Origin of the sequence: Caballeronia mineralivorans PML1(12) (assembly GCF_001028175.1) — a bacterium.
In the GTDB taxonomy this organism is placed as follows: domain Bacteria; phylum Pseudomonadota; class Gammaproteobacteria; order Burkholderiales; family Burkholderiaceae; genus Caballeronia; species Caballeronia mineralivorans.
Genome location: NZ_AEJF01000121.1, coordinates 22371 through 44904, shown reverse-complemented (window position 1 = coordinate 44904; position 22534 = coordinate 22371). Strand labels below are relative to the sequence as shown.

General features: G+C 60.3%; 21 protein-coding genes. 11 read left to right on the top strand and 10 right to left on the bottom strand.

The features are described from left to right. Positions 1-4: 4 nt before the first annotated feature. The 7 genes from EOS_RS19070 to EOS_RS19040 form a co-directional block, all read right to left on the bottom strand. Entirely contained in the window at positions 5-796 is a 792-nt protein-coding gene (locus EOS_RS19070; RefSeq protein WP_047848281.1) for a phytanoyl-CoA dioxygenase family protein, read from the bottom strand. A gap of 97 nt (positions 797-893) precedes the next feature. Next, entirely contained in the window at positions 894-1721 is an 828-nt protein-coding gene (locus EOS_RS19065) for an ABC transporter permease (RefSeq protein WP_047848238.1), read from the bottom strand. A gap of 28 nt (positions 1722-1749) precedes the next feature. Then, complete coding sequence (locus EOS_RS19060) at positions 1750-3006, bottom strand: ABC transporter permease (protein WP_407639159.1); 1257 nt, start codon at positions 3004-3006, stop codon at positions 1750-1752. Positions 3007-3020: 14 nt separating this feature from the next. Then, positions 3021-4085, bottom strand: coding sequence for an ABC transporter substrate-binding protein (locus tag EOS_RS19055; RefSeq protein ID WP_047848237.1), 1065 nt, complete (start codon positions 4083-4085; stop codon positions 3021-3023). A 1-nt stretch (position 4086) separates the two neighbouring features. Further along, positions 4087-5229, bottom strand: coding sequence for an ABC transporter ATP-binding protein (locus EOS_RS19050; protein WP_047848236.1), 1143 nt, complete (start codon positions 5227-5229; stop codon positions 4087-4089). Between the two features lie 27 nt (positions 5230-5256). Further along, a complete protein-coding gene (locus EOS_RS19045; protein WP_047848235.1) occupies positions 5257-6399 on the bottom strand; it encodes an aromatic ring-hydroxylating oxygenase subunit alpha in 1143 nt (380 codons plus the stop codon). Between the two features lie 182 nt (positions 6400-6581). Further along, positions 6582-7505 carry a LysR family transcriptional regulator gene (locus tag EOS_RS19040; protein WP_047848234.1) on the bottom strand — a complete coding sequence of 308 codons (924 nt, stop codon included), beginning with the start codon at positions 7503-7505 and terminating at the stop codon, positions 6582-6584. A 157-nt stretch (positions 7506-7662) separates the two neighbouring features. On the opposite strand from EOS_RS19040, the gene EOS_RS19035 reads away from it, so the two are divergent. From EOS_RS19035 to EOS_RS19015, 5 genes are all read left to right on the top strand, one after another. Continuing rightward, positions 7663-8208 (top strand): flavin reductase family protein, encoded by a 546-nt coding sequence (locus EOS_RS19035; protein WP_047848233.1) that lies wholly within the window; start codon positions 7663-7665, stop codon positions 8206-8208. A gap of 64 nt (positions 8209-8272) precedes the next feature. After that, complete coding sequence (locus EOS_RS19030) at positions 8273-9757, top strand: 4-hydroxyphenylacetate 3-hydroxylase family protein (RefSeq protein WP_047848232.1); 1485 nt, start codon at positions 8273-8275, stop codon at positions 9755-9757. A gap of 7 nt (positions 9758-9764) precedes the next feature. Next, on the top strand, positions 9765-10178 hold the full coding sequence (locus tag EOS_RS19025) for a RidA family protein (RefSeq protein WP_047848231.1): 414 nt from the start codon (positions 9765-9767) through the stop codon (positions 10176-10178). Positions 10179-10191: 13 nt separating this feature from the next. Further along, complete coding sequence (locus tag EOS_RS19020; RefSeq protein WP_047848230.1) at positions 10192-10863, top strand: DUF1028 domain-containing protein; 672 nt, start codon at positions 10192-10194, stop codon at positions 10861-10863. A 986-nt stretch (positions 10864-11849) separates the two neighbouring features. Next, positions 11850-12977, top strand: a complete 1128-nt coding sequence (locus EOS_RS19015; protein ID WP_047848229.1) for a VIT1/CCC1 transporter family protein — start codon at positions 11850-11852, stop codon at positions 12975-12977. Positions 12978-12997: 20 nt separating this feature from the next. Here EOS_RS19015 and EOS_RS19010 read toward each other — a convergent pair whose 3' ends face one another. The 3 genes from EOS_RS19010 to hpnJ all read right to left on the bottom strand — a co-directional run bounded on the left by EOS_RS19010 (position 12998) and on the right by hpnJ (position 16847). Then, positions 12998-14044, bottom strand: coding sequence for a lysylphosphatidylglycerol synthase domain-containing protein (locus EOS_RS19010; protein ID WP_047848228.1), 1047 nt, complete (start codon positions 14042-14044; stop codon positions 12998-13000). Positions 14045-14130: 86 nt separating this feature from the next. Then, positions 14131-15429 (bottom strand): bacteriohopanetetrol glucosamine biosynthesis glycosyltransferase HpnI, encoded by a 1299-nt coding sequence (hpnI, locus tag EOS_RS19005; protein WP_082163424.1) that lies wholly within the window; start codon positions 15427-15429, stop codon positions 14131-14133. Next, positions 15426-16847, bottom strand: coding sequence for a hopanoid biosynthesis associated radical SAM protein HpnJ (hpnJ, locus tag EOS_RS19000; RefSeq protein ID WP_047848226.1), 1422 nt, complete (start codon positions 16845-16847; stop codon positions 15426-15428). Before hpnJ ends, hpnI begins: the two co-directional genes overlap by 4 nt. A gap of 400 nt (positions 16848-17247) precedes the next feature. On the opposite strand from hpnJ, the gene EOS_RS18995 reads away from it, so the two are divergent. The 6 genes from EOS_RS18995 (at position 17248) to EOS_RS18970 (ending at position 22527) form a co-directional block, all read left to right on the top strand. Then, positions 17248-17922 carry a response regulator gene (locus tag EOS_RS18995; RefSeq protein ID WP_047848225.1) on the top strand — a complete coding sequence of 225 codons (675 nt, stop codon included), beginning with the start codon at positions 17248-17250 and terminating at the stop codon, positions 17920-17922. Then, positions 17886-19211 (top strand): ATP-binding protein, encoded by a 1326-nt coding sequence (locus EOS_RS18990; RefSeq protein ID WP_047848224.1) that lies wholly within the window; start codon positions 17886-17888, stop codon positions 19209-19211. Before EOS_RS18995 ends, EOS_RS18990 begins: the two co-directional genes overlap by 37 nt. Positions 19212-19375: 164 nt before the next feature. Continuing rightward, positions 19376-19930 carry a cytochrome b gene (locus EOS_RS18985; protein ID WP_047848223.1) on the top strand — a complete coding sequence of 185 codons (555 nt, stop codon included), beginning with the start codon at positions 19376-19378 and terminating at the stop codon, positions 19928-19930. Between the two features lie 175 nt (positions 19931-20105). Continuing rightward, on the top strand, positions 20106-20360 hold the full coding sequence (locus tag EOS_RS18980) for a hypothetical protein (protein ID WP_047848222.1): 255 nt from the start codon (positions 20106-20108) through the stop codon (positions 20358-20360). 247 nt (positions 20361-20607) lie between these two features. Further along, entirely contained in the window at positions 20608-21270 is a 663-nt protein-coding gene (locus EOS_RS18975) for a response regulator (RefSeq protein WP_047848221.1), read from the top strand. A gap of 228 nt (positions 21271-21498) precedes the next feature. Continuing rightward, the gene (locus EOS_RS18970) at positions 21499-22527 is read left to right on the top strand and encodes an ABC transporter substrate-binding protein (protein WP_047848220.1); all 1029 of its coding nucleotides are present in this window, start codon (positions 21499-21501) and stop codon (positions 22525-22527) included. Positions 22528-22534 lie beyond the last annotated feature (7 nt).

The following is a 22534-nucleotide window of genomic DNA, read 5'->3' as shown; positions in this document are numbered from 1 at the left end:
GGCACTAAACGATAAAAGGAAACTCCGCTTCAGGCAGCGGATCGCCGGACTTGAGCCGGCCCATTAACTCAGGATAGGGCGGCGAAGTCTCTCCGCCACGGTCCACATAATGCGCACCGTCGCCGAGCCACCGGAACGACACCACCCGCCGCGATTGCTGGCTGGCGAGATTCCCCGGCGCTCCATGCACCGTATGAAAGTTAAACGCGATGGCGTCGCCCGGCTCAAGATCCCAGCCGAGAATCCGATAGTCATCCCGGTTCGCATCGATATCCGGCAACTCTTCGAGCCGATCCGATTTGTGGTCATACGCCACGCCGCTGAACTTGCGCGGACGGAACAGCTTCCCCCACTTATGCGACCCGGCCACGAACTCGACGCAAGTTTCGCGAGGCACCGGATCAAGCGGAATCCATAGGCTAACGGCCTGCTCGGCGCTGACGCAGTAATAGGGTTCATCGTGATGCCACGGCGTGCGCTTCGCGGCGCCAGCCTCTTTGACCAGCACATGCTCATGAAAAATACGCGCGCGCTGCGAGCCCATCAAAGCCTGCGCAACCGACGCAGCCGTACTGTGTTCGACGAAATCCCTGAACGGTTCAATGCGCTGCCAGTTGCAGTAATCGCCGAAGAAGCGTCCCGTCGTTTTCTCGGGCGTGTAGTTCCTGAACGACGGTCCCGGATGCGTGGCGTTGTACTCCACGCCTTCGCGCAACAGTTCGATCCAGTCCGTGAACACCCCGCGCAAGACGGCGGCGCCGTCACGCTCAAACACTTCCCGTTCCGTGGCCAGCATGCTGCTCTCCTTTGACGATTGATCAAGCGACACCGCACGTTTGGCCTTGTCCAAACCCGCTTGCCGCTAGCGAAGGAACCGGGTTCCCTCAACGTATTCAGCTTCCAGGCAGCGCTGCCGCCGCGCTGCGCCCGCGAAGCCAGTTGATGCTGCTGAACAGCGCCACCGCAAACAGGATCAGCATGGTGGCTACAGCGAGAATCGATGGATCGATGGAATCGCGAATGCCGCTCCACATCTGGCGCGGCACGGTCCGCTGATCCGGGCCGCCGATAAAAAGAATCACGATGACTTCATCGAACGAAGTAGCGAACGCAAAGACGCTGCCGGTCGCCACGGCCGGCGTGATCAATGGCAACGTCACGCGGCGAAAAGCAATCCACGGCGTAGCCCCCAGTCCCGATGCAGCGCGAATGAGGCTCTGGTCAAAGGAAAGCAGCGACGCCGTGACGGTGATCACCACGAACGGCGTGCCCAGCGCCGCGTGCGCGAGCACCACGCCGACGTAGGAATTCACCAGCCCAAGCGGCGCGAAGACCAGATAGAAGCCAGCCGCAACGACGACGATAGGGATGATCATCGGCGAGATAAGCAGCGGCATGATGACCGCACGAAACGGAAAGTTCGACCGGCTTAAGCCCAGTGCCGCGAGCGTGCCGAGGCAAGTGGCCAGCAGCGTGGAGGCAGCGCCAATGCCGATGCTGTTGACGAACGCGCGTTGCCAGTCGCTGCTGCCTAGCGCCTTCGTATACCAATGCAGCGAGAAGCCTTGCATCGGATACGAGAAATACGAGCCGGAGTTGAACGACAGCGGCACGATGGCGAGAATAGGCGCGATCAGGAAGAACAGGACGAGCGCGGAGTGCACGCGCAACCACTTCGACGCAATGCGTTCGGAGAGCACGAGATGGCGCTGGCTTTTCATGAGTGTTTCTCCCCTCCGTTACCTTTAACTAGCCGAAGCGCAACCGGTCGATACCAACAAGCCGGTTGAACACGAAATAGAACACGGCCGTAAAGATCACGAGATACGCCGACAACGCGCCGGCCAGCCCCCAGTTGAGTTGCTCGTTGGTCTGCGCTGCGATCAACTGGCTGATCATTTCATCGCCGGCACCGCCCAGCAAGGCAGGCGTGATGTAGTAGCCGAGCGCGAGGACGAAGACGAGGAAGCAGCCCGCGCCGACACCCGGCATGGTCTGCGGCATATAGATGCGGATAAACGCCGTGACCGGATGCGCGCCAAGCGATTGCGCCGCGCGCATGTAGACCGGCGACACGCCCTTCATGACCGAATAGATCGCGAGGATCATGTAGGGCAGGAGAATATGCGTCATGCCGATCAACACGCCGGTACGGTTGAACAAGAGCGGCAACGGATGGCTGACAAGACCCATCCCCATGAGCAGGCTGTTGATGACACCACTCGGTTGCAGCAGCACGTACCATGCGGTTGTTCGCACGAGCAGCGACGTCCAGAACGGCACGATCACCAGCAGCATCAGCCGGTTGCTTTTGGCCGGTGGCAGCGTGGCGAGCAAATACGCGACCGGATAACCGAACACGAGACACAGCAGCGTGACCGTCGCACTGATCAACACGGTGCGTGCAAACGCGCTCTGGAACACCGAACTGTCGGCGGGCAGGAAGGCGAGTGAGCCGTTCGGCGCAACGGTGGCATCGACGGCGGCCAGCAGGTAGTCGGGCGTAGGCGTTGCGGCGGAGCGCTTCATGATGCGCCAGATGTCATGCGTGCCCCAGCGCGGATCGAGTTCGATCAACGCAGGCTTCCACGCGGGCGGCGCGTCCTGCGTCAACTGCCGTGCGGTCCGCATGAGCAAGCTGCGAAACTCCGGCAGATAGAAATTCAGCCGCCGCGCGACGGTCCCCAGTTGCCCCTCCTGCGACGCACGGCGCATATCGGCCGCGAGGATGGCGTAGGTGTGCTCGTCAGGCAAACCTTCGCCGTTCCACGCATTGAGCGCCGCCGATAACGCCGGAAGGTTCACCGGCACCTCGTGATTTTCGACGCTCCGGGAAAGCAGGATCGCGATCGGCGCAATGAAGGTGGCGAGCAGGAACAACAGCAGCGGCAGGGCGAGCAAGAGCGCCTGGGCCGAAGCCCGGCGGCGGGTCTTGTCGTACGCCGCGCGGCCGTCGAGACCGGTCGATGATTCAGCCGGTTCCCGCAGATTGCTGGTCACTGTCACGGTCACGAGTCGCCTTACTGTGTCAGCCAGACCTGGAAGCGCTTGTTGATCTGGTCGGCGTTATCAGCCCAGAAGCTCGCGTTGATCTGCACTGCGCGCTTGAAGTTGGCAGGAGCAGTCGGCAAGTCGTTCAGGCGTTCCTTTGCGATCAGCGGAATGGAGTCCTTGCGCGGCGGCGCGTAAGCGATGTATTTGGTCAGCTCTGCATAGCTTTTCGCCGTGGAGGATGCGGCAATGAACTTCGCTGCGGCGTCGGCGTTCTTCGCGCCCATCGGGATACCCCACCATTCGAAGTCGTAGACCTGGCCATCCCACACCGACGCGAACGGCTTGTGGTCCGTATGCACAGCATTGTCTATACGCCCGTTGTAGGCCTGCGTCATGACCACTGCGCCGTCGGAGAGCAGTTGCGGCGGTTGCGCACCGGCTTCCCACCAGACGATGCTCGACTTGATTGTGTCGAGTTTCTTGAACGCGCGGTCGACGCCGGCGGGTGTGCCGAGCACTTTGTAGACGTCGGCGGGTTTCACGCCGTCGGCGAGCAGCGCCCATTCGAGCGTCACCTTCGGCGACTTGCGCAAGCCGCGTTTGCCGGGGTATTTCTTCAGGTCGAAGAAGTCGTTGATCGTGGTCGGTGCGGTCTTGAGCTTGGTGGTGTCGTAGGCGTATACGGTCGACCACACCATGGCTGCCACCGCGCAATCCATGATCGAGCCGGGAATGAAGGCGCTAGTGTTGCCAAGCGATTTTTTATCGATCTTGCTCAACAGACCTTCATCGCAACCGGTAATCGCGTCGTTGGATTCAAGGTCGATCAGGTCCCACGTCGGGTTCTTGGCCTGTTCCATTGCCGACAGCTTGGCGAGGCCGCCATCGTACGATTCGGTCGAGAAGCCGATGCCGGTCGCAGCCGTGAACGGCTCGAACCATGCCTTTTTCGCCGCGGCCTCGTAAGCGCCGCCGAAGGTGACGACCGAGATGGTATCGGCTGCGTGCGCGGTCACGGAGAACAGGCTCGCCGCGGCAAGGGCGAGTCCGGCGATGCCCGTCAGACCGGTTCGAATAATAGTTGCTTTCATGTCAGTTGACTCCTGCGGTGAGGGACGGAGCAGGGCCGTAAGTCACGGCCGTTGCGAGGATCTTGCAGTCGTCGTGGCGCCATGCCACGGCGGTTGCACTGCCGAGAGACGGAAGATCGTGGTGCTGCGTATTCGGCACTTTGACAATGAGGTTGTCGCCATGGCCGAGCTTCAAGTGAACGCGGTGATGGTCGCCGCAATACACGAGTTCTTCCACGCGCGCGGTCACCACGTTGGTGTCCGCAGCGCTTGGCGCACCGTCAGGGGACGCTAAATGCGCGCGCTCGGGGCGCAGCGCCAGCATCGCTTCCTCGCCGTTCCGGAGGCCGCGCCCGCAGCGTCCGCGAATGACCGCGCCATCGGGCAGTTCCAGCGTCGCCCAGCTTGTATCCTGTTCGAGCACACGGCCCGTCAAGCCGTTGTTCTCGCCAACAAAATTCGCCACGAACGCGTTGTGCGCGTTCTCATAGAGTTCGGTGGGTGTGGCTGCCTGCTGGATGCGGCCATCGGAGAAAACAGCCACGCGATCCGACATGGTCAACGCTTCCGCCTGGTCATGCGTCACATAAACCACCGTCAACCCCAGCTCGCGATGCAGCCGCATGATTTCGTATTGCATCGTTTCTCGGAGCCGCTTGTCGAGCGCGCCGAGCGGTTCGTCCATCAGCACCACGCTCGGCTCGAACACCAGCGCGCGGGCAAGGGCGACACGCTGCTGCTGGCCGCCTGACAACTGCGACGGCCGGCGGGAAGCCAAATGCGGCAACTCGACCGTCTCGAGCGCGCGCTTCACGCGCGCCTTTTGTTCGGTCTTGCCGATGCCCCGCACCGACAACGGAAACGCGACGTTCTGCTCGATCGTCAGATGCGGAAACAGCGCGTAGTTTTGAAACACCATGCCGATATCGCGCTGATGCGGCGGTTTATCGTCGAGACGTTTTCCGTTCAGGCGGATCTCACCCTGCGTCGCGGATTCGAAACCGGCGAGCATCATCAGCGTCGTGGTTTTCCCCGAGCCGGAAGGTCCCAGCAACGAGACGAATTCGCCTTTCGCCACTTCGAGGTCGAGCCCTTCCACGACGTAGTGAACGCCGTCATACGTCTTGCTCACGCCCGCGAAGGAGATGAAGGAGTGGGTTGACATCGTGTCGTGCTCTGGTGAATGGGGTGGTCAGGCAAGCTGCTGCACGAGGTAACGGGCGAAGTCATAGTTCGGCCGTTCGAGATGACTGAGATGGCCCGGTTTCGCAAGCGGCGCCTGCACGCCGCGGAACACGGCCTGCACGCCGCGCCGGTCTTCCTCATTGACCGCGTCCAGCAATTCTTTAAGCGACGCCATATATTGAGCGGCCTTCGGATCGGCGATGAACTCAGGCGCCAGTCCACCGCCGAAGAGGATATGAACGCGGCCGGTGCCCACCGGCTGCAGCACGAGATACCAGAAGTAACCCGGCGTCAGCGTGACGAGATGGGTCGGATAGATCGCGAGCAGGGCGGTGGTCTTGCGCCAGTGGCCTTGCAGTCGCTGGTTGTCCGGATGCGCCTGGCCAATGGGCAGGGACGCTTCCTTGGTGATCCAGTGGTAGTTGAACGCGTCGCTGCCGGGCGGGCATTCCATCTCGTCCAGCCGCGAATGCGGTCCTACGGTTGCCCGATGCAGCATGGGCAGGTGATAACTCTCCATGAAGTTTTCGGCGAGGATCTTCCAGTTCGTATCCCAGACGTGCTCTTCGTAGAACGTTTCCTTGTAATCAGTCATGCCGTAGCTGGCGATCAGGTCCGTGAGGCTCGCGAGCTTCTCGGCAACGGGCGGCGCATCGGCGTCGAGCGTGACGTAGATCCAGCCTTGCCAGGTCTCGCATCGAACGGACGGCAACCGGTAGCTTTCCTTACAAAATCCGCTTTGCCGTTCCATCATCGGTGCGCCTTGAAGCGCGCCATCTAGTGTGTAGTTCCATGCGTGATATGGGCAGACGATTCGCCTGACGTTGCCGCGCCCTTCGAGCAGGACGGACATGCGGTGCAGACACACGTTGGAGAATGCCTTCAACTCCAGGTTCTCGTCGCGCAAGACGACGATCGGCTGGCCGTCGATGTCGGCAGTGAGGTAGTCGCCCGCTTCAGCCAGCGCGCTCGCACGGCCGACGCAAAGCCACTCGCGATGAAAGATGCGCGCCTGTTCCAGCGCGAGGAAGTCGGGCGAGGTGTAGACGGCGGGCGGCATCGAGCGTGCGTCGCTGAAGGGGCGTTCGCAGTTGGCCTGCAACTGATGGACGATCTCCATGCCAGCGCCGGACGCGTTCGTAGCTGCCATCGAGGATGCCGTTGAAGAACTCATCGCGCCTCCCTGTCCCGTTCAGTGAATGCTGCAACCCTTTCTACGGGCTGCTCGCTGCATGGACATCAATCTATCAAGTCAAATTATCAGCCAAAATATTGTTTTTGCATGTAGAACCAAGTTTTTCCCTATCTAGCAGGATGTTTTCAAACGTGCTTTCAGCCTACGCGTTCGCGCTTGATTTCCGCCTCGCAGAACGCTGCAAAATGCTGGACGACTTGCCGCGGTTTCATGCTTCTGGATTGCGCAATGCCAAGCGTGGTCGCGTTCACTTCGTCCCTGAACTGCTTGATCACGAAGTCCTGTCCGTCCACGGTGCGGCTCGATTTGAGCGGAAAGTTGAGGATGCTGTAGCCGAGGCCGTTCGCCACCATACCGCGCACGACTTCGGGTTGCGACGACTTGAACGCTGCGATGGGCCGGCCGCCGACTGCGTCGAAGAGTCCGGCGAAGTATTCGCGGCTGTGCGGCAGGTCCAGCATCACGTAGGGCTCGTCGCGCAGGTCGGCCAGCGCAACCGTGCGCGCGCGTGCAAGCCTGTGGGTCTTCGGCAGAATCACATAAGGCGGCAGCGAGAGCAACGGCGTGAAGGCGATGTCATCGGTCAGGTCGAGGTTGTAGGTCAGCGCTATATCTAGCGAACCATCGTGCAGGCCGCGCAGCAAATCCTCCTGATGCGCTTCGAGCGTACGGAATGCAATGCCCGCATGGCCCGCTATAAAGCGGCTCATCATGGCGGGCATGAGCGGTGGCGCGAGAGAGACGAGGCAGCCGAGCGTGATGGCGCCGGACATGCCGCCGTCCATTTCCTTGGCCGCCGTCTGCAGGTCTTCAGCGTTCTTCAGCAGGTCGCGCGCGCGGCCGAGCATCTCGCGGCCTGCCTGAGTAAGGGATAACCCGCTGGCGTGATGGCGGATAAAAAGCTGGATGCCGAAAGACACCTCCAGGTCCGCGAGCGCCGTTGAGATGGACGGCTGGGAGATATGCAGCAGCTTGGCCGCGGCGGTGAACGACAAGACCTCCGCCGTGACGACGAAATACCTCAACTGTCGCAGCGAATAGCGTAATTGCGCAGGTTCCATGATCCGCCCCGTGGTCTTCTATCGGTCTCATTGTGCGTGGACATAAATCGGCTTGCATAGGCAAAACCGATGATTTGCATTTTTGAAATATGTTTTTCAGATGCGTTGCCCGAGCGTAGATTTTGCGAAAGGCTAGCGGACACGCGAGGGGGACGACATGCAACGAGACTGCGGTTCAACGGAAAACACAGCGGAACTTGACGGCACGGTGGAAACCCTACGCACCGCGTTTCTGGATTCCATGGCGTCGAATTCCACCTCGGTTCATGTGGTGACGACCGGTAGCGGCGACGAGCGTTTCGGCGTGACGGTCAGCGCCTGCAGTTCGGTGTGCGCAGACCCGCCCACGTTGCTGGTCTGCATCAATACACGCAGTCCGGCTAACGCAGCCGTCGCGGCGAACGGCGTGTTCGCGGTGAACCTACTGAACGTGGCGCAGCGCGGTATTGCGGATACGTTCGCGGGCCGGTCGGCCACGGCCAAGCCCTTCGATTTTTCGTGTTGTACGAATACGCCCGGCACGCTCGGCGTGCCGCTCATCGACGGTGCGGTTGCCGCGATCGAGTGCCGCGTGGTCGCGCAGCAAACCATTGGCACGCACACGGTGTTTTTCGGCGAAGTGGCGGCCATCACCCGGGCGCCGGCGCAGCACATGCCCCTGCTTTATTGCAAACGCGACTACGGCCAGTTCCTGGCGTTTTAGACGACTCAGAATATGCGGGCGCTGCCGGCATGAACGATATTCCCAACGGACCGAGGCACAGTAAATGATCAGAACAGGCGAACAGTATCGCGATTCCATTCGCGACGGACGGCAGGTCTGGATCAACGGCGAACGCGTGAACGACGTGACCACGCACCCCATGTTCAAGCCTATCGTCGATATCCGTGCGCGCATCTACGACATGGCTCACGAGAAGGCGACGCAGGACGTGATGAGCTACGTCGATACTCAAACCGGCGAGCGCAACGCCGTCGGCCTGAAGCTGCCGTACACGCAGCAGGACTGGCACGACAAGCGGCTGGCGGTGGATACCGTGCTGGACGACGTTGGCGGCATTGCGACGCGGGTGGGGGATGAAACCATCGGCGAGATGTGGTCGCTATATGACGGCAAGGACGTGCTGAATGAAGTCGATCCGCGTTTTGCCGAGAACATCGAGCGTCACATTCATCGCACGCTGCATGAAGATCCGTTCCACGTGTCCGCCAACACGGATCCGAAGGGCGATCGCTCGAAGCCGCCTCAGGAGCAGGACCCCGACATGCTGCTGCATGTGGTGAAAGAAACCGATGCGGGCATTGTGGTGCGTGGTGCGAAGTATGAAACGGCGGCGGCGTATGCGAACCAGGCGTTCGTCAAGCCGACTATCGCCAACTGGGGCGATGCGAAGCTCTCCGACTACGCGGTGGGCTTCATCGTCAACATGTCTGCGCCGGGGCTCAAGTTCATCTGTCGCACGGGCTTTACTGGGCGGGCGAATGCGGAGGACTATCCGCTCTCCAACCGCTGCGATGAAATCGATGCGTTGCTGATCTTCGACAACGTCCTGATCCCGTGGGAAGACGTGTTGTTTTATCAGCACACGAAGGCCGCCACGTTTATTCGCGCCACGCTGCATCGCTATAGCGCGTTCGCGTTCGTGCAGCGCAACCTGCGTCTGGCGGATCTGATGATCGGCACGGCACTGTTCAATGCGCGTCAGACCGGGCTTGAAAAGCAGCAGGCCGTGCAGGAGAAGTTGTCCACGCTCGCCGTGTATCGCGAGACTATCAACGCGCATTTGACGGCGTCCATTGCATGCGGTGAGCGTAGTCCAGCAGGGTTGATGATGCCCAACCAGTCGCTGCTTTATACGGGCCGAGTGCAGGCCTGCTCGCGGCTTCACGAGATGATGCATCTTGCGCGCGAGTTGTGCGGTGGCCAGATTTGCGTCACGCCGGATGCGGCATCGTTCGCCAATCCCGAGATCAGCGACTGGCTCGACAAGTACTACACCGTCAATGAAAACTGGGTCGCGGGCGACCGCCGCAAGCTGCTCGCCTTCGCCCGTGACTTGCTGAATTCCGACTACGCCGGGCATCGGCTCACGTTCCAGTTGTTTGCTCAATCGCCGCCGTTCGCGCATTTGGGCGCGGTGTTCCGCAACTTCGATTTCGACAGCACGCTGGGCTATGTGAAGAAGGCCGCGAACCTGTCGGACCGTGTTGTTCAATCCAGCGCAGAGCCGCGGCTCAAGCGCGTTGTGTGAGGTGTCCATGAGCCATACCCGCATCCGCAAATTCAATACCCGCCATACGTATCCCGAGCAGAAACTGGATAACGATCTGTGTCAGGCGGTTGTCGCTAACGGTACGGTGTACGTACGCGGCCAGATCGGGCAGGATCTGGATACGCGCGAATCAGTTGGTATCGGCGACGTCGCCGCGCAAGCAGAAAAGGCCATGGCCAACATCGCGATGCTGCTCGGCGAAGCCGGCAGCAAGCTCGAGGATATCTGCAAGATCACCATCTATCTTGTCGATGTCCGTTATCGCGAGGCCGTTTATACGGTGGTAGGAAAGTGGCTGAAGGGCGTGTATCCGGTGTCCACCGGACTCGTGATTTCAGCGCTCGCGCGGCCCGAGTGGCTGGTCGAGATCGACGTGATTGCCGTGATTCCAAATAGTTGAGCGGAGCCTTCTCATGACCTTTTCACTGGCTGGCCGATGCGAGCGCACGGGCATGGTCGGCGGTTTTGTATGCAGTTCGAGTATCGCGGTGCCTAGCCGCTGCCTGTGGGCCAGTCCGCACGGGGTGGTGCTGAGCCAGAACGTGACTGATCCACGGCTTGGCGTGCTTGGCCTGCAATTGCTCGCGCAGGGCTTCGGCGCTGAGAGTACGTTGCGGCAGTTGCAGGACGCGCGGCCTTACGCCGAGTGGCGACAGCTTGCGGTACTCGACGCGGATGGTTCGCGGGGCGCGGCAACGGGCGCGAAAGGGCTTGGCATTATCGCGACGAAGGCGGGGCGCGACTGCATCGCCGCGGGCAATCTGCTTGCGCACGACGGCATTCCGGCGGCTATGGTCGCAGCCTTTGAAGCGTCTCACGCGAGCTCGCTTCCGGAGCGATTGATCGTTGCGCTGGAAGCCGGTGCGGCGGCAGGCGGTGAGGCAGGCCAGGTGCATTCGGCAGGTTTTTGCGTGTACGGGCGGGACGTCTGGCCGCTCGCGGAATTGCGTGTGGACTGGTCCGATGAACCCATCGCCGACTTGCGTGCGCTCTGGCAGCGCTACGAACCGCAGATGAACGACTACGCGACGCGTGCAAAGCGCCCTGAGCAGGCGCCGTCGTATGGTGTACCTGGAGATCTTTAGCCCATGACGGGTGTCCTGCTCGCGCCGGTGGACGGGGTTTTCGTTCGCACTCGGGGTTGGTTTGGGTCTGTCGGTGCTCGTGGGACTGGGTCGATGCCGGGTTGCTGCTGCTTAGGTCTGCGGTCGTTATATGTTGGCTATTTTCTTTATCACTATTAGCCACTGTGCGTGGCGGCACTTCATTTCTTTTTCCGACGGCGCAAAAGAAACAGAAGCAAAGAAAACGCCTCCCAACAATCGGCAAGTTAGTGTCCCTAGCGTGCAGTTTTATTGTCTCTGGCACTTAAATAGCACGGTGCTCGCAAGAGCCACCGATGTTTGAAGCCCGACCTCTCCGAACACAGATACCCACACGCTTCGCCACCAGTGACTGAATCTGCCACAGGGACACCCCGCGCTATCCGCGTACAACCACCTCAAGAAATAACCTCGCAGTCCACGTAGCCAACCCACCCGGAAACGAGGCAACCAGCACACGTCAGGCCGTGCTGGTCTGTGGGTCATGGTGCTTGCCCGAGAGCGTTTGGGGGCGAAGCGTGTTCGTGTCAGGATTCGCGAGAAGGAGGGGTTCAAACATCCTTCAGTCTGGCGAGCACCGTGCTATCAGGTGCCAAAAACTGAGGCCTGCACGCTAGGGACACTAACTTGCCGATGGTTGGAACGCGTTTCTTTGCTTCGTTTCTTTGCGCGTTTGCAAAGAAATGACGGGCGGCCACGCACAGTGGCTAATAGTGATAAAGAAATCAGCTAACTCACGCAGACCGCTAAGGCCGAAAGCAGCAACGCGGCACTGACCCCGACCACTAACCCCAAAACCCCCAAACAGAACCCTGAGTGCGAACGAAACCCCCCCGGTTACGAACGTCGTACAAACCATTGCTATTCGCAATTACGAGCGCGTTAAGGGTCTTTAACCGGTTGGTACGCTTGATCCGTTAGGATTCGCTGAAGAATTACTTTCAGTCATCCGGCGAGGGGAGCGAGCTTTGGCCTCAAAGACAGAATTAAAGAGATTCAGGTCGAATCTGGCCGACGAACTCGACAGCGCAGCGCTATACGAAACGCTCGCAACCGTCGAGCAGGACGGTTCGAGGAAGGCCATCTACGCGGAACTCGCTGCGTCCGAGCGCAAGCACGCGCAGGTATGGCTGGAGAAACTGCGGGCGAACGGCGTCAAGGTCCGGGCGCATCAGTACAGCGCCAAGACCCACGTCATGCGGGCGCTCGTGCGAGTCTTCGGGCCGAATTTTGTTCTACGTACGGTCGCTGCCACGGAATATGCCGACAGGGACAAATACGCGGGGCAGCCTGATGCTGCTCAAATGGCCGAGGAAGAGCATCGGCATGCGGACATGGTGCAACGCGTCGCGAATCAGCAGCGCCCGCAGCAGTCGAAAGGTGCGGAGATTGCCGAGGCGGAGTCGTGGCACAAGGGTGTCTCGTCGGGCAACGACCTGCGTGCGGCTGTCCTTGGTGCGAACGACGGGCTGGTATCGAATTTTTGTCTGATCATGGGGGTGGCGGGCGCCGGCACCAACAACAAGACCATCCTGCTCACGGCCTTCGCCGGCCTGATAGCGGGTGCGTGTTCCATGGCGCTGGGCGAGTGGCTCTCCGTGACCAATGCCCGCGAACTGGCACGCACGCAAATTGCGAAGGAAGCAGACGAGCTCGAACATACGCCCGATGCAGAGCGGCATGAACTTGCGCTTATCTTTCAGGCGAAGGGCCTTGATAGTGACGAAGCCAAGCGTGTCGCCGCTCAGATCATGCGAGACAAGGACAAGGCCCTCGACACCCTGACGCGGGAAGAACTCGGCCTCGATCCTGCCGAACTGGGTGGCAATCCGTGGTCGGCTGCGGGCGTTTCGTTTTGTCTTTTCTCTGTAGGAGCCATTTTTCCGGCGATGCCTTTCCTATGGACCAGCGGACTCTCGGCGATCATCCAGTGCGTCGCGTTAAGCGCGCTGGCACTCGCCGCGATCGGTGTGTTCACGTCGCTGTTCAATGGCCGTACCGCGACGTTTTCGGCCCTGCGGCAGATCATCATCGGATGTATTGCCGCGGGCTTCACCTTCTGTGTGGGGCACCTGCTCGGGGTGTCAATATCCTGAGCCGGAGGGGGTTGAAAAGTCTAGTGGTCTGCGTATTGATGTTCGGGATGTTCGGGGCGGCGTTCGACTTCGTTTGCTGAACCATCGAGGCCAGGCGAGCCCTTCTTGCGTGCCAGCGCTAGCTGCCATGCGAACAGTCCGGGCACAAAAACGAGGAGGTCGCGCAGGCGTCTTGCACCCGCGAGCGCGAGACTCACAGACGGATCGAGACCCAGTGCGCCGCCGATCAAAACGAAACCACCTTCCTGAATGCCCAATGCGCCGGGTACAAAAAATGCAGCGCTGCTGAGCGCTTGAATCAGCGATTCGAGCACGACAGCCTCAGCGAAACTGATTTTCGCGCCGAGAAAATAAAGCGCCAGCCAGATCTCGAGAGACGTGGCGAGGCACTGCACCGGCTGCCAGAAAAACAGGTAACGCAGGACGACTCCACGCCTTCTCCACACCCGCCTGATCGACTGGTCGATGCGCAGCGACGGACCGACTAGTGCCGCGATCTGGCCGCTTGTCATGCGATTGAACAAGCGCGTCATTCTCTCGAACAGGTTGACGTGCTGGATCAGCGCAAATCCGGCGAGGAGCGGGGCGAGCAGGGCTATTCCCCAGAGCACATCTATTGCGAGCTGGCGTTCACCGGGCGTGGCGTGGCCCATCAGGAACGCTATGCCGACCAGCGTGAACACGAGCTGGCTGATCAACGTGAGCTGCATGTCGACGACAAGACTCGCCGCCGCTGTCGATGCCCGTAAGCCGGCGCGGGTCAGCAACTTGAACGAGACGATCTCGCCGCCGACTCGTGCAACCGGGAGCAGGCCGTTGACGGACTCGCGAATCCAGACGAGACGAAGCATGGTCAGCAGACTGGGACGCGGTTTTCCAACGATGATTGTTTGCCAGTCCCGAGCATTGGCTAGCATGGGCAGGACATGTACCGCGGCGGCCAGGACGAGGCCGGGGCCCGCCGTGCGCAGCAGCGCGAATACCGAGCGCGGGTCTTCGCGCCACACGAGCGCCAATGCCACGATCAGTCCGAGTGCGGCGATCGCACGGCCAAGATATTTAGTCATGCAATACTAGTGAAATCTCGCGTGGGCCACGAGTGCGCCAAGCGCTCCGTGGCCCATGCGAAGGCAGGATTTTGAACAACAACGATTTACTTCTCCCCAAGCGGATAAAGCAGGCCATCACGGCCGACTTTGAACTGGAAACCTCTCCAGAGTACGCGAGTCGAGAAAAAACTGCTGACGAAAATGGCGAAGCAGACGAGATCCCAGATCGGTAATAACCAGAGGTCGCTCGAGGCCTGACCAAGCGCGTGGTCCAATTGCAGTTTCAGTGCCAGCCGGGTGAACAAGGCCGCAAGCGTGAGCGGCAAGGTCCACACGGCGGCGCCGGACAGAGCGATAGCAAACAGGGCGAACGCGAGCGGATGCGTGAGTGCCGAACCGAGATGCCCGGCCGGATCGATCGTTCGAATGGTGCGGCTCCAGCGCAGTTCGTGAGAAATGAGCTGCGAGGCACTGGTCTCGACGCACGCATGCGTCACGATGATCGGCGGCACGACGACCTTTTCTCCCAGTTGGCGCACTGCTTCGCCAATTGCATGGTCCTCGGCGAGATGATGGGTGAACTGCGAGAAACCCCCGATTTTCTCAAGCGTCGCCCGACGCAACGCAATGGTCTGCCCAAAACAGGGGCGCGCAAGCCGAAGCGCCATGCCGACCACCACGCTAGGGAGGAAGTGGTAGTTGCTCGCCTTGGCGGACAGGCGAGGCCAGAAACCGGCATCCGGCAGCCCGCGATAAAGACAGGTCACCAGGCCGACCCCAGGCTTCTGCAACTCGCCGACAATACCGCGCAGATAGTCGGGCCCGACCCCCACGTCGCTATCGGCGAACACCAGGATGTCGTGCTGGGCGTGCGGCAACATGTTGAGAATGTTGCTCATCTTGCGGTTCGGACCATACAGCCGGGAATCGACCACGATCGAGATCTCAGCCTGCGGATGCAGTTCCCGCAAACGTCCCACCACGTCGAGGGCGGGGTCCGTCTTGTCGTGGACACCAAACAGGTACTGTACGGGACCGGGATAATTCTGCTTGCAGAATCCCGACAGGTTTTCGAGCAGCGCCTGCTCGTTCCCATGCAGCGGCTTGACGATAGTCACGCCCGGAAACGAACTGGGCTCGGCGCAGGCGCCCGCAAGAAAGCGCCTCGTCAATGCCGCCGCAGCCAGCATGTACAGGATTCCGAAGACCGCGCTCGCGCCGCACACATAGGCTGCCCATCCAAGCGTAACGCGCGCCAGGTGAGGGCTGCCTTCGTGGATGGCGAACACCGTCAGCAGGACGGCAACTACCAGCCACGCGATTCTGACGTACAGCCCTCGAAACCTTCTACGCCTCGGGGGAGGCGACAAGCCGGAAAATTGACCGGGCACGTCCGGGGTCATGCCTCGTGCGCCCGAAGAAACTTGAAGAACTCCACGCCTTCACGCAGGCGCCGTTTCATCATTTCCCAGCTTGAAAGCATCTCGCGGACGATTTCCCAGATTTTCGACGGCCTGAAATAAAAGCGTTTATAAAACTCCTCGAGGCCGTGATAAATCTCGTCGCGCGACAGGTGCGGATAGCCGATTGCTGAAAGCTGCACGCCCTTTGAACTGACGAGATTGATGACCTTGTTTTCCTGCAGCCAGCCATTGTCGACCGCTTGCTTGTACAAGGTCGTGCCGGGATAGGGCGCGGCCAGCGACACCTGGATGGTGTGCGGATTGATGTCCTTCGCGTATTCAATAGTCTTCTCGATCGTCTCGCGGGTTTCGCCCGGGAGACCGAGAATGAACGTGCCGTGAATCTTGATGTCAAGCTTCCGGCAATCTTCGCTGAAGCGGCGTGCTATGTCGGTACGCAAGCCTTTCTTGATGTTGAGCAGGATCTGGTCGTCGCCCGACTCATACCCGACCAGCAACAAGCGCAGGCCGTTCTCTTTCATGATCTTGAGCGTGGCATAAGGCACGTTCGCTTTCGCGTTGCAGGACCACGTGACGCCGAGCTTGCCGAGTCCGCGCGCGATTTCTTCAACCCGCGGCTTGAAGTCGGTGAAGGTGTCGTCGTCGAACATGATCTCCTTGACCTCGGGCATGTTGTCCCGGATCCACTTCACTTCTTCCAGCACGTTCTCTACGGAACGGGTGCGGTAACGATGCCCACCGACGGTCTGCGGCCAGAGGCAGAAGGTGCACTTCGACCTGCAGCCGCGCCCGGTATAGATCGATACGTACGGGTGTTTCAGATAACCGATGAAATAGTTCTCGATCTTCAGGTCGCGCTTGTAAATGGGCGCGACGAACGGCAACTCGTCCATGTTCTCGAGAATCGGCCGGGCTTCATTGTGCATGATCCCGCCATCGGGCTGGCGAAAGCTCAGGCCGGGAATAGAGGCCAGCGGCAGGCCCTGCGCGATGTCGCGGCAGGTAAAGTCGAACTCCTCGCGGCACACGAAGTCGATCGCCTCGCTCGCCGCGAGCGAATCGTGCGGGTCGACGGCGACCTTCGCGCCCACCATGCCGACGAGCACGGTCGGTTTCCTCTGCTTCAACTGCTCGGCGAACAGCGTGTCGGTCGGAAACGACGGTGTGCTCGTATGAATGACAACGAGATCGTATTGTTGTGCAATGTCGAGCGATGCTTCCACCGAGAGTCCATCGGCGGGGGCGTCGAGCAAGCGGCTTCCTTCAATCAGTGCGGCCGGCTGCGCGAGCCACGTGGGGTACCAGAACGATCGGACTTCGCGCTTGGCCTGATAACGCGAACCCGCTCCGCCATCAAAGCCGTCGTAAGAAGGGGCCTGCAGGAACAGTGTTTTCATGGGTACTCCGGGAAGACGCAATATGGGTAAATACGGGGATCGATCGCGCGGAACGAATGAAACCGCGGAGTCGTGAAAGGCTTAACCATTTTGAATGGAGTCGAGGTCCTGCGGACGGTGAGTTTGACACCGGTCTTGAGAAAAGAGAGGGGCAACTGTCTTCAAAATGAAAATGAAAGTTAGCCGATAGCCTTTAGTGATTTTTATCTGACCGCACTTCGGCAATAGACGCACAAAGCACTGCGAAAATGTCCGCAGCGTGACAAATAGGGAAAACGCTGAAAGCAAGCATGTAAAAAACGGCGTGCTGCCGCACCTCAAAGTAAAATAGACCGACATACTTAGCCCATAATTAGGCAACTTGAATCATTTGTAAACTCATGCAACGGAAAATATTCGCATGCGCATCCTGGTAGTAGAGGACGACGAGCTGATCGGCACCGCGATTGCTCGCGCACTGCACGACGCGGCTTATGTCGCGGACTGGGTCGTGGACGCGCCCTCGGCAATGGGCGCCTTGCTCGGCCGTGAACATGACGCCGTGCTACTCGACCTGAACCTCCCCCAGGGAGACGGCCTGAGCATCTTGCGCGACCTGCGCAAGCGTGACACGGACACGCCGGTCCTGATCATGACTGCGCGTGACGGCGTGGATGACCGGATCGAAGGGCTCGACAGCGGGGCCGACGACTACCTGGTCAAGCCGTTCAACCTGAACGAGATGCTGGCGCGGCTGCGCGCGGCAACCCGCAAGCTCGGCCACCATCCCGACGCCACGCTTTCGAGCGGCAAGCTGTCGCTCGATCCGCGTACGCTGGTCGCGGTGTATAACAACGTCGAATGCCGTTTGTCGGGTCGCGAATTTGCGGTGCTGAGAGCGTTGCTCTCGCGTCCCGGCATCATTCTCTCGAGGAGTGAGCTCGAGAACCGGGTGTACGGATGGAACGAGCAGGTCGACAGCAACGCCGTCGAATACCTGATCCATACGATTAGAAAAAAGATCGGGCATAGCGCGATTCGCAACATACGAGGTGTGGGATGGATGGTCGATCGGGACGAAAACCACGCGCGCTGACAAGGCAACTGACGTGGTCGATCATCGGCATCATTGTGCTGTTTGCGTTGATAGGCAGCGTGCTGTCGTTCGTTGGCGGTTATCGCGAAGCTAGCCGGCTGCAGGACCACCATCTCCATGACATCGGCGTCCTGGTCAACAGCGGCAAGCTGGTGCCCGCGACTCCCACCGTAATGTGGCCAGACGAGCATGACGCCGGTATGTCGCTGATTATTTCACGCGTGAGTCCGGGTGGGGCCGGCACGAGCACGGACGTGCCTTTGCCGCGGCTCGAGACGCTCGCCGACGGCTTTCAGAACGTCGACTTCGACGGCAAGCGCTGGCGAGTCAATGTACAGACGCTGCAGGGTGGCGACCGCCTGGTAGTGGCTGAGAGGTCGACCATCCGGGACGAAATCGCACACGACGGCTCGCTGCGAACCCTGGTGCCCATGCTCGCACTGACGCCGCTCCTGCTGATCGTCATCGTGCTGATCGTTCGCGGTGCGCTAGCGCCGGTACGTCGCTTGGCCGCAACGGTGGACGGGCAGGATGAGGTCACGCTCGACTCGTTGTCGGAGGCGGGAATCCCGAAGGAGTTGCTGCCGTTCATCCGCTCGATCAATCGCCTGATCAGCCGGCTCAAGGATGCCATGGCCCAGCAGCGGAGGTTTATTGCCGACGCTGCGCACGAGTTACGCTCGCCGCTGGCCGCGCTGACATTGCAGGCGGAGAGTCTCACGGTCGCAACCGATCCCGAGGACGCGCGCACGCGGTTGATGGCCTTGCAAGTCGCCGTGCACCGGACTGCGCGATTGGTCGAGCAACTGCTCGCGTTGGCGCGCTCACAACATGCGGCGGCGCCTGCGCGCTCGCTCGTGTCGCTTCATAAGCTCGCGACGGATGCAATCCAGGACGCAGTGAACGTAGCCAATGCGAAAAATGTGGATCTCGGGCTTAAGCAGGTGGACGACCTCCAGGTCGACCTGGATGCGTCGGCGGTCACCATTGCCCTGCGCAACCTCGTCGACAACGCGGTGAGGTATGTGCCTGAAGGGGGGAAGGTCGACGTGGCCGTGGTGAACCGGGAGGGTTTCCTCGTCTGCAGCGTCAAGGACTCCGGACAAGGTGTTCCCGATGACCAGCTTGTGCGTATTACCGAGCGGTTTTATCGCGTGCCGGGTACGGCGTCCAGCGGCAGCGGGCTGGGACTGTCGATCGTGTCGGAGATCGCTCGCCGCAACGGCGGGCGACTGGTGCTGGAGAATGCCAGCGATGGTTTTCATGCGACTTATTATCATTTGCTTTAGCGCGCGTTGGCGTTTCGGCTCGCAAGTAAGAGGCTTGCGCGAGACCACTCCTAAGTCTCTGCTAAGGCGCTTGTTTTATTAGTATGTAAGATAGGTTCCATTCGCTTATGCTGGCCGCAACGCGAACAGTCGACCCCAAAAACAACCCTTCCAGCGACCTCCTGATGCAGACAAGTGAAACCCCAGCCTTCAGCGCGCCCGCCAAGTTCTTTCACTGGCTCACCGTGCTGGTGCTAGCCGTGCAGTACGCGATCGGCTGGCTTATGCCCGATGTACATCGAGACACGAAACCTGTTGGTCTGGTCGGGTTGCATCTGTCTGTGGGTGCAACGATCGTGCTGCTGGTGTTGATTCGGCTCGCATGGCGTTTCAGTCACAAGCCGCCTGCTGAATCGCAAATTGTGCCACCAGTCATGCGATTGGCCGCTCGCGTCACGCATGGGTTGCTGTACGTGCTGCTGATCGCGCTGCCGCTGATGGGTTGGGCCAACGCGTCGGCGCGCGGGTGGGATGTGTCGCTGTTCCATGTCGTGCCGCTGCCGGCACTCGCGACTACAGGTTCAGCGCTTGGGCATACGCTCGGTGACGTCCACAAACTCACCGCCTGGGTCCTGCTGGTCCTCATTGGCGTGCACGTCGCTGCTGCGTTGTTTCATCAGTTCGTCATCCGTGACGGCACCCTGGGCAGGATGCTGCCCGGCACGCGCAAAATGCGCTGAGTCCAGTCCATCTGAGCCCAGTCCATCATAGTCAGCCGTTCGAGGTTGCTCTCCCGCAACCTCGAACGCGTCTACTTCAGCTTAGCCGATCTTATTGGCGGCTTCTTTTGCCAACAGCCTCTGCGCTTGCATATCGCCACCGCCAGCTTCCTTTGCCGTCGTCGCTGCTGATTCAGTGGCTTCCGCCAACGCTGCGCGCGCCGCGTTGCTGATGCTGACTGTCGTCGACGACGGCGGCGGAGCTGCCGGGCTCGCAGCGGCCGTCTTGCTGGTTGCGGTTGTTGATGTAGTGCTTGTCGATGCAGCCGTTGACGCAGACGCCGTTGATGCAGTCGTCGTTGCAACAGCGGCAGTCGCCGGCGGCGTTGCCGGCTGGCTGAGTGGACTGACGTTCATTTGGATATTCCCCGGGTTAGGTAAGTTGCGGTAATGCCTACGGTGTATCGGCAGTATTAACAGCGTATTGAGCGGTATATTTTTTTATTATTCGACCTGGTTAAGCATGCCTTAAGCAAGTGCCGAAGCCCGTGTGCTACGGCCGCGTAAAAAGGGTGATTATCACGACACGGAAACCGCTAAATCGATAACTTCATCGATTAAAAGTCACCTTAAGCAACCCTTAAGCTCGCCCCAAGAACAATGGTGGAATCTGAATGCTTAAGAGATGGAAGGCGGCAATGAGACTGCTATTGGTTGAAGACGACGACATGATTGCGGAGACCGTGCTCGACCACTTGCGTCGCGCGGACTACGCCATCGACTGGGCGGCGGACGGGCGCGAGGCGGAACTGTCGCTGGGCAACGGCGTATACGACCTGGTCCTGCTTGATCTCGGTCTTCCGAAGCGGGACGGAATCGATGTCTTGAACAGTTATCGCAAAGCAGGGGGCGATGCAGCGGTCATCATCCTGACCGCACGGGACGCGGTGGACGATCGCATTCGCGGCCTGGATGCCGGCGCCGACGACTATCTCATGAAGCCCTTCGATCTGGACGAACTCAGCGCGCGGGTGCGGGCGCTGCTCAGGCGTCGCACCGGCCAGAAGCAGACGACGTACTCGCATGGTGAACTGAGCCTTGATCCGGTGTCGCATGAAGCGACGAAGAACGGCGTGCCGTTGCCGCTCGTGCCTCGCGAGTTTGCGTTGCTTCAGGTCCTGCTTGAACAACCGGCGCGCGTGTTCAGGCGTGCTGAACTCGAAGAGAAGCTGTATGGATGGGGCGAGGAAATCGGCAGCAACACGATTGAAGTCCATGTGCACAGCCTGCGCCGCAAAATTGGCGCCGACCAGATCATGACCATTCGCGGCGTGGGTTACCGGTTGAAGAGCATCGTGTGACGTTGCCTTGCCTGCGCCGGAAACGACCCGCGGCGTAGCTTCGGCTCGCGGCAGATACAGCAAGCCTTCCCGTCACACTATCCGAGCCTCTGATCACTCAGGACAAACCCGCAGCAGCCCATCAAAGCGGAAACGTGAAAGGTTGGAGAAGGATTCACCCCCGTAGAATTTTTATAAGGCGATCAATCAGACGCCAGCCCGGTCATCGGGTCAAAAACGGAGACAATAATGAATCACGCCTTTAGCCGCTCAGCCCGCCTCACGAAATTCGCGCTCGCATCCTGTCTGGCGCTGTCCGTGTTTTCATCGCCGGCCAAAGCGGCGGATCCGCAAAAAGTGACCATCATGGTCGGCGGCATCACCAAGCTTATCTATCTGCCTGCACGGCTTACCGAGCAACTTGGGTATTTCAAGGACGAAGGTCTTGACGTCGAGCTGCTCTCGCAACCCGCTGGCGTCGATGCGGAAAACGAGTTGCTGGCAGGTGCCGTGCAAGCCGTCGTTGGCTTCTACGATCATTCGATCGACCTGCAGGCGAAGGGCAAGGAGGTCAGGGCGATCGTCGTGTTCGGCCAGGTGCCGGGCGAAGTGGAAATGGTGGCGTCGAGCCAGGCCGCCACGATCAAGAGCATGGCCGACGTCAAGGGCAAGACACTGGGCGTGACGGGGCTGGGCTCGTCGACCAACTTCCTGACGCAGTATCTCGCGCACCTCAACGGCATTTCCAGCTCGCAGTATTCGGTGCTGCCGGTCGGCGCTGACAACAGCTTCATTGCGGCCATCAAGCAGAACCGCATCGACGCGGGCATGACCACGGAGCCGACGGTCTCGCAACTGCTCAAGTCGGGCGACGCGAAGGTGCTGGTCGACATGCGCGACGTGGCGGGTACGCGCGCCGCGCTCGGCGGCACCTACCCGGCATCTAGTTTGTATGTCCAGAGCGCCTGGCTCGATACCCACAAGGACGAAGCCGCGAAACTCGCGCGCGCGTTCGTACGCACGTTGCAGTATCTGCACACCCACAGCGCCGACGAGATCGCCGCGCAGATGCCGAAGGATTACTACGGCAGCGACAAAGCCCTGTACGTCAGTGCGCTAAAGGCCTCGCTGCCGATGTACACCGTCGACGGCAAGATGCCCGCCGATGGTCCGGATACGGTTCTGAAAGTGCTTGCGGGTTTCAACCCGTCGGTCAAGGACAAGCATATCGACCTGTCCAGGACCTTCACCAATCAGTTCGTGAATCAGGTGAAGTGAGGTATTG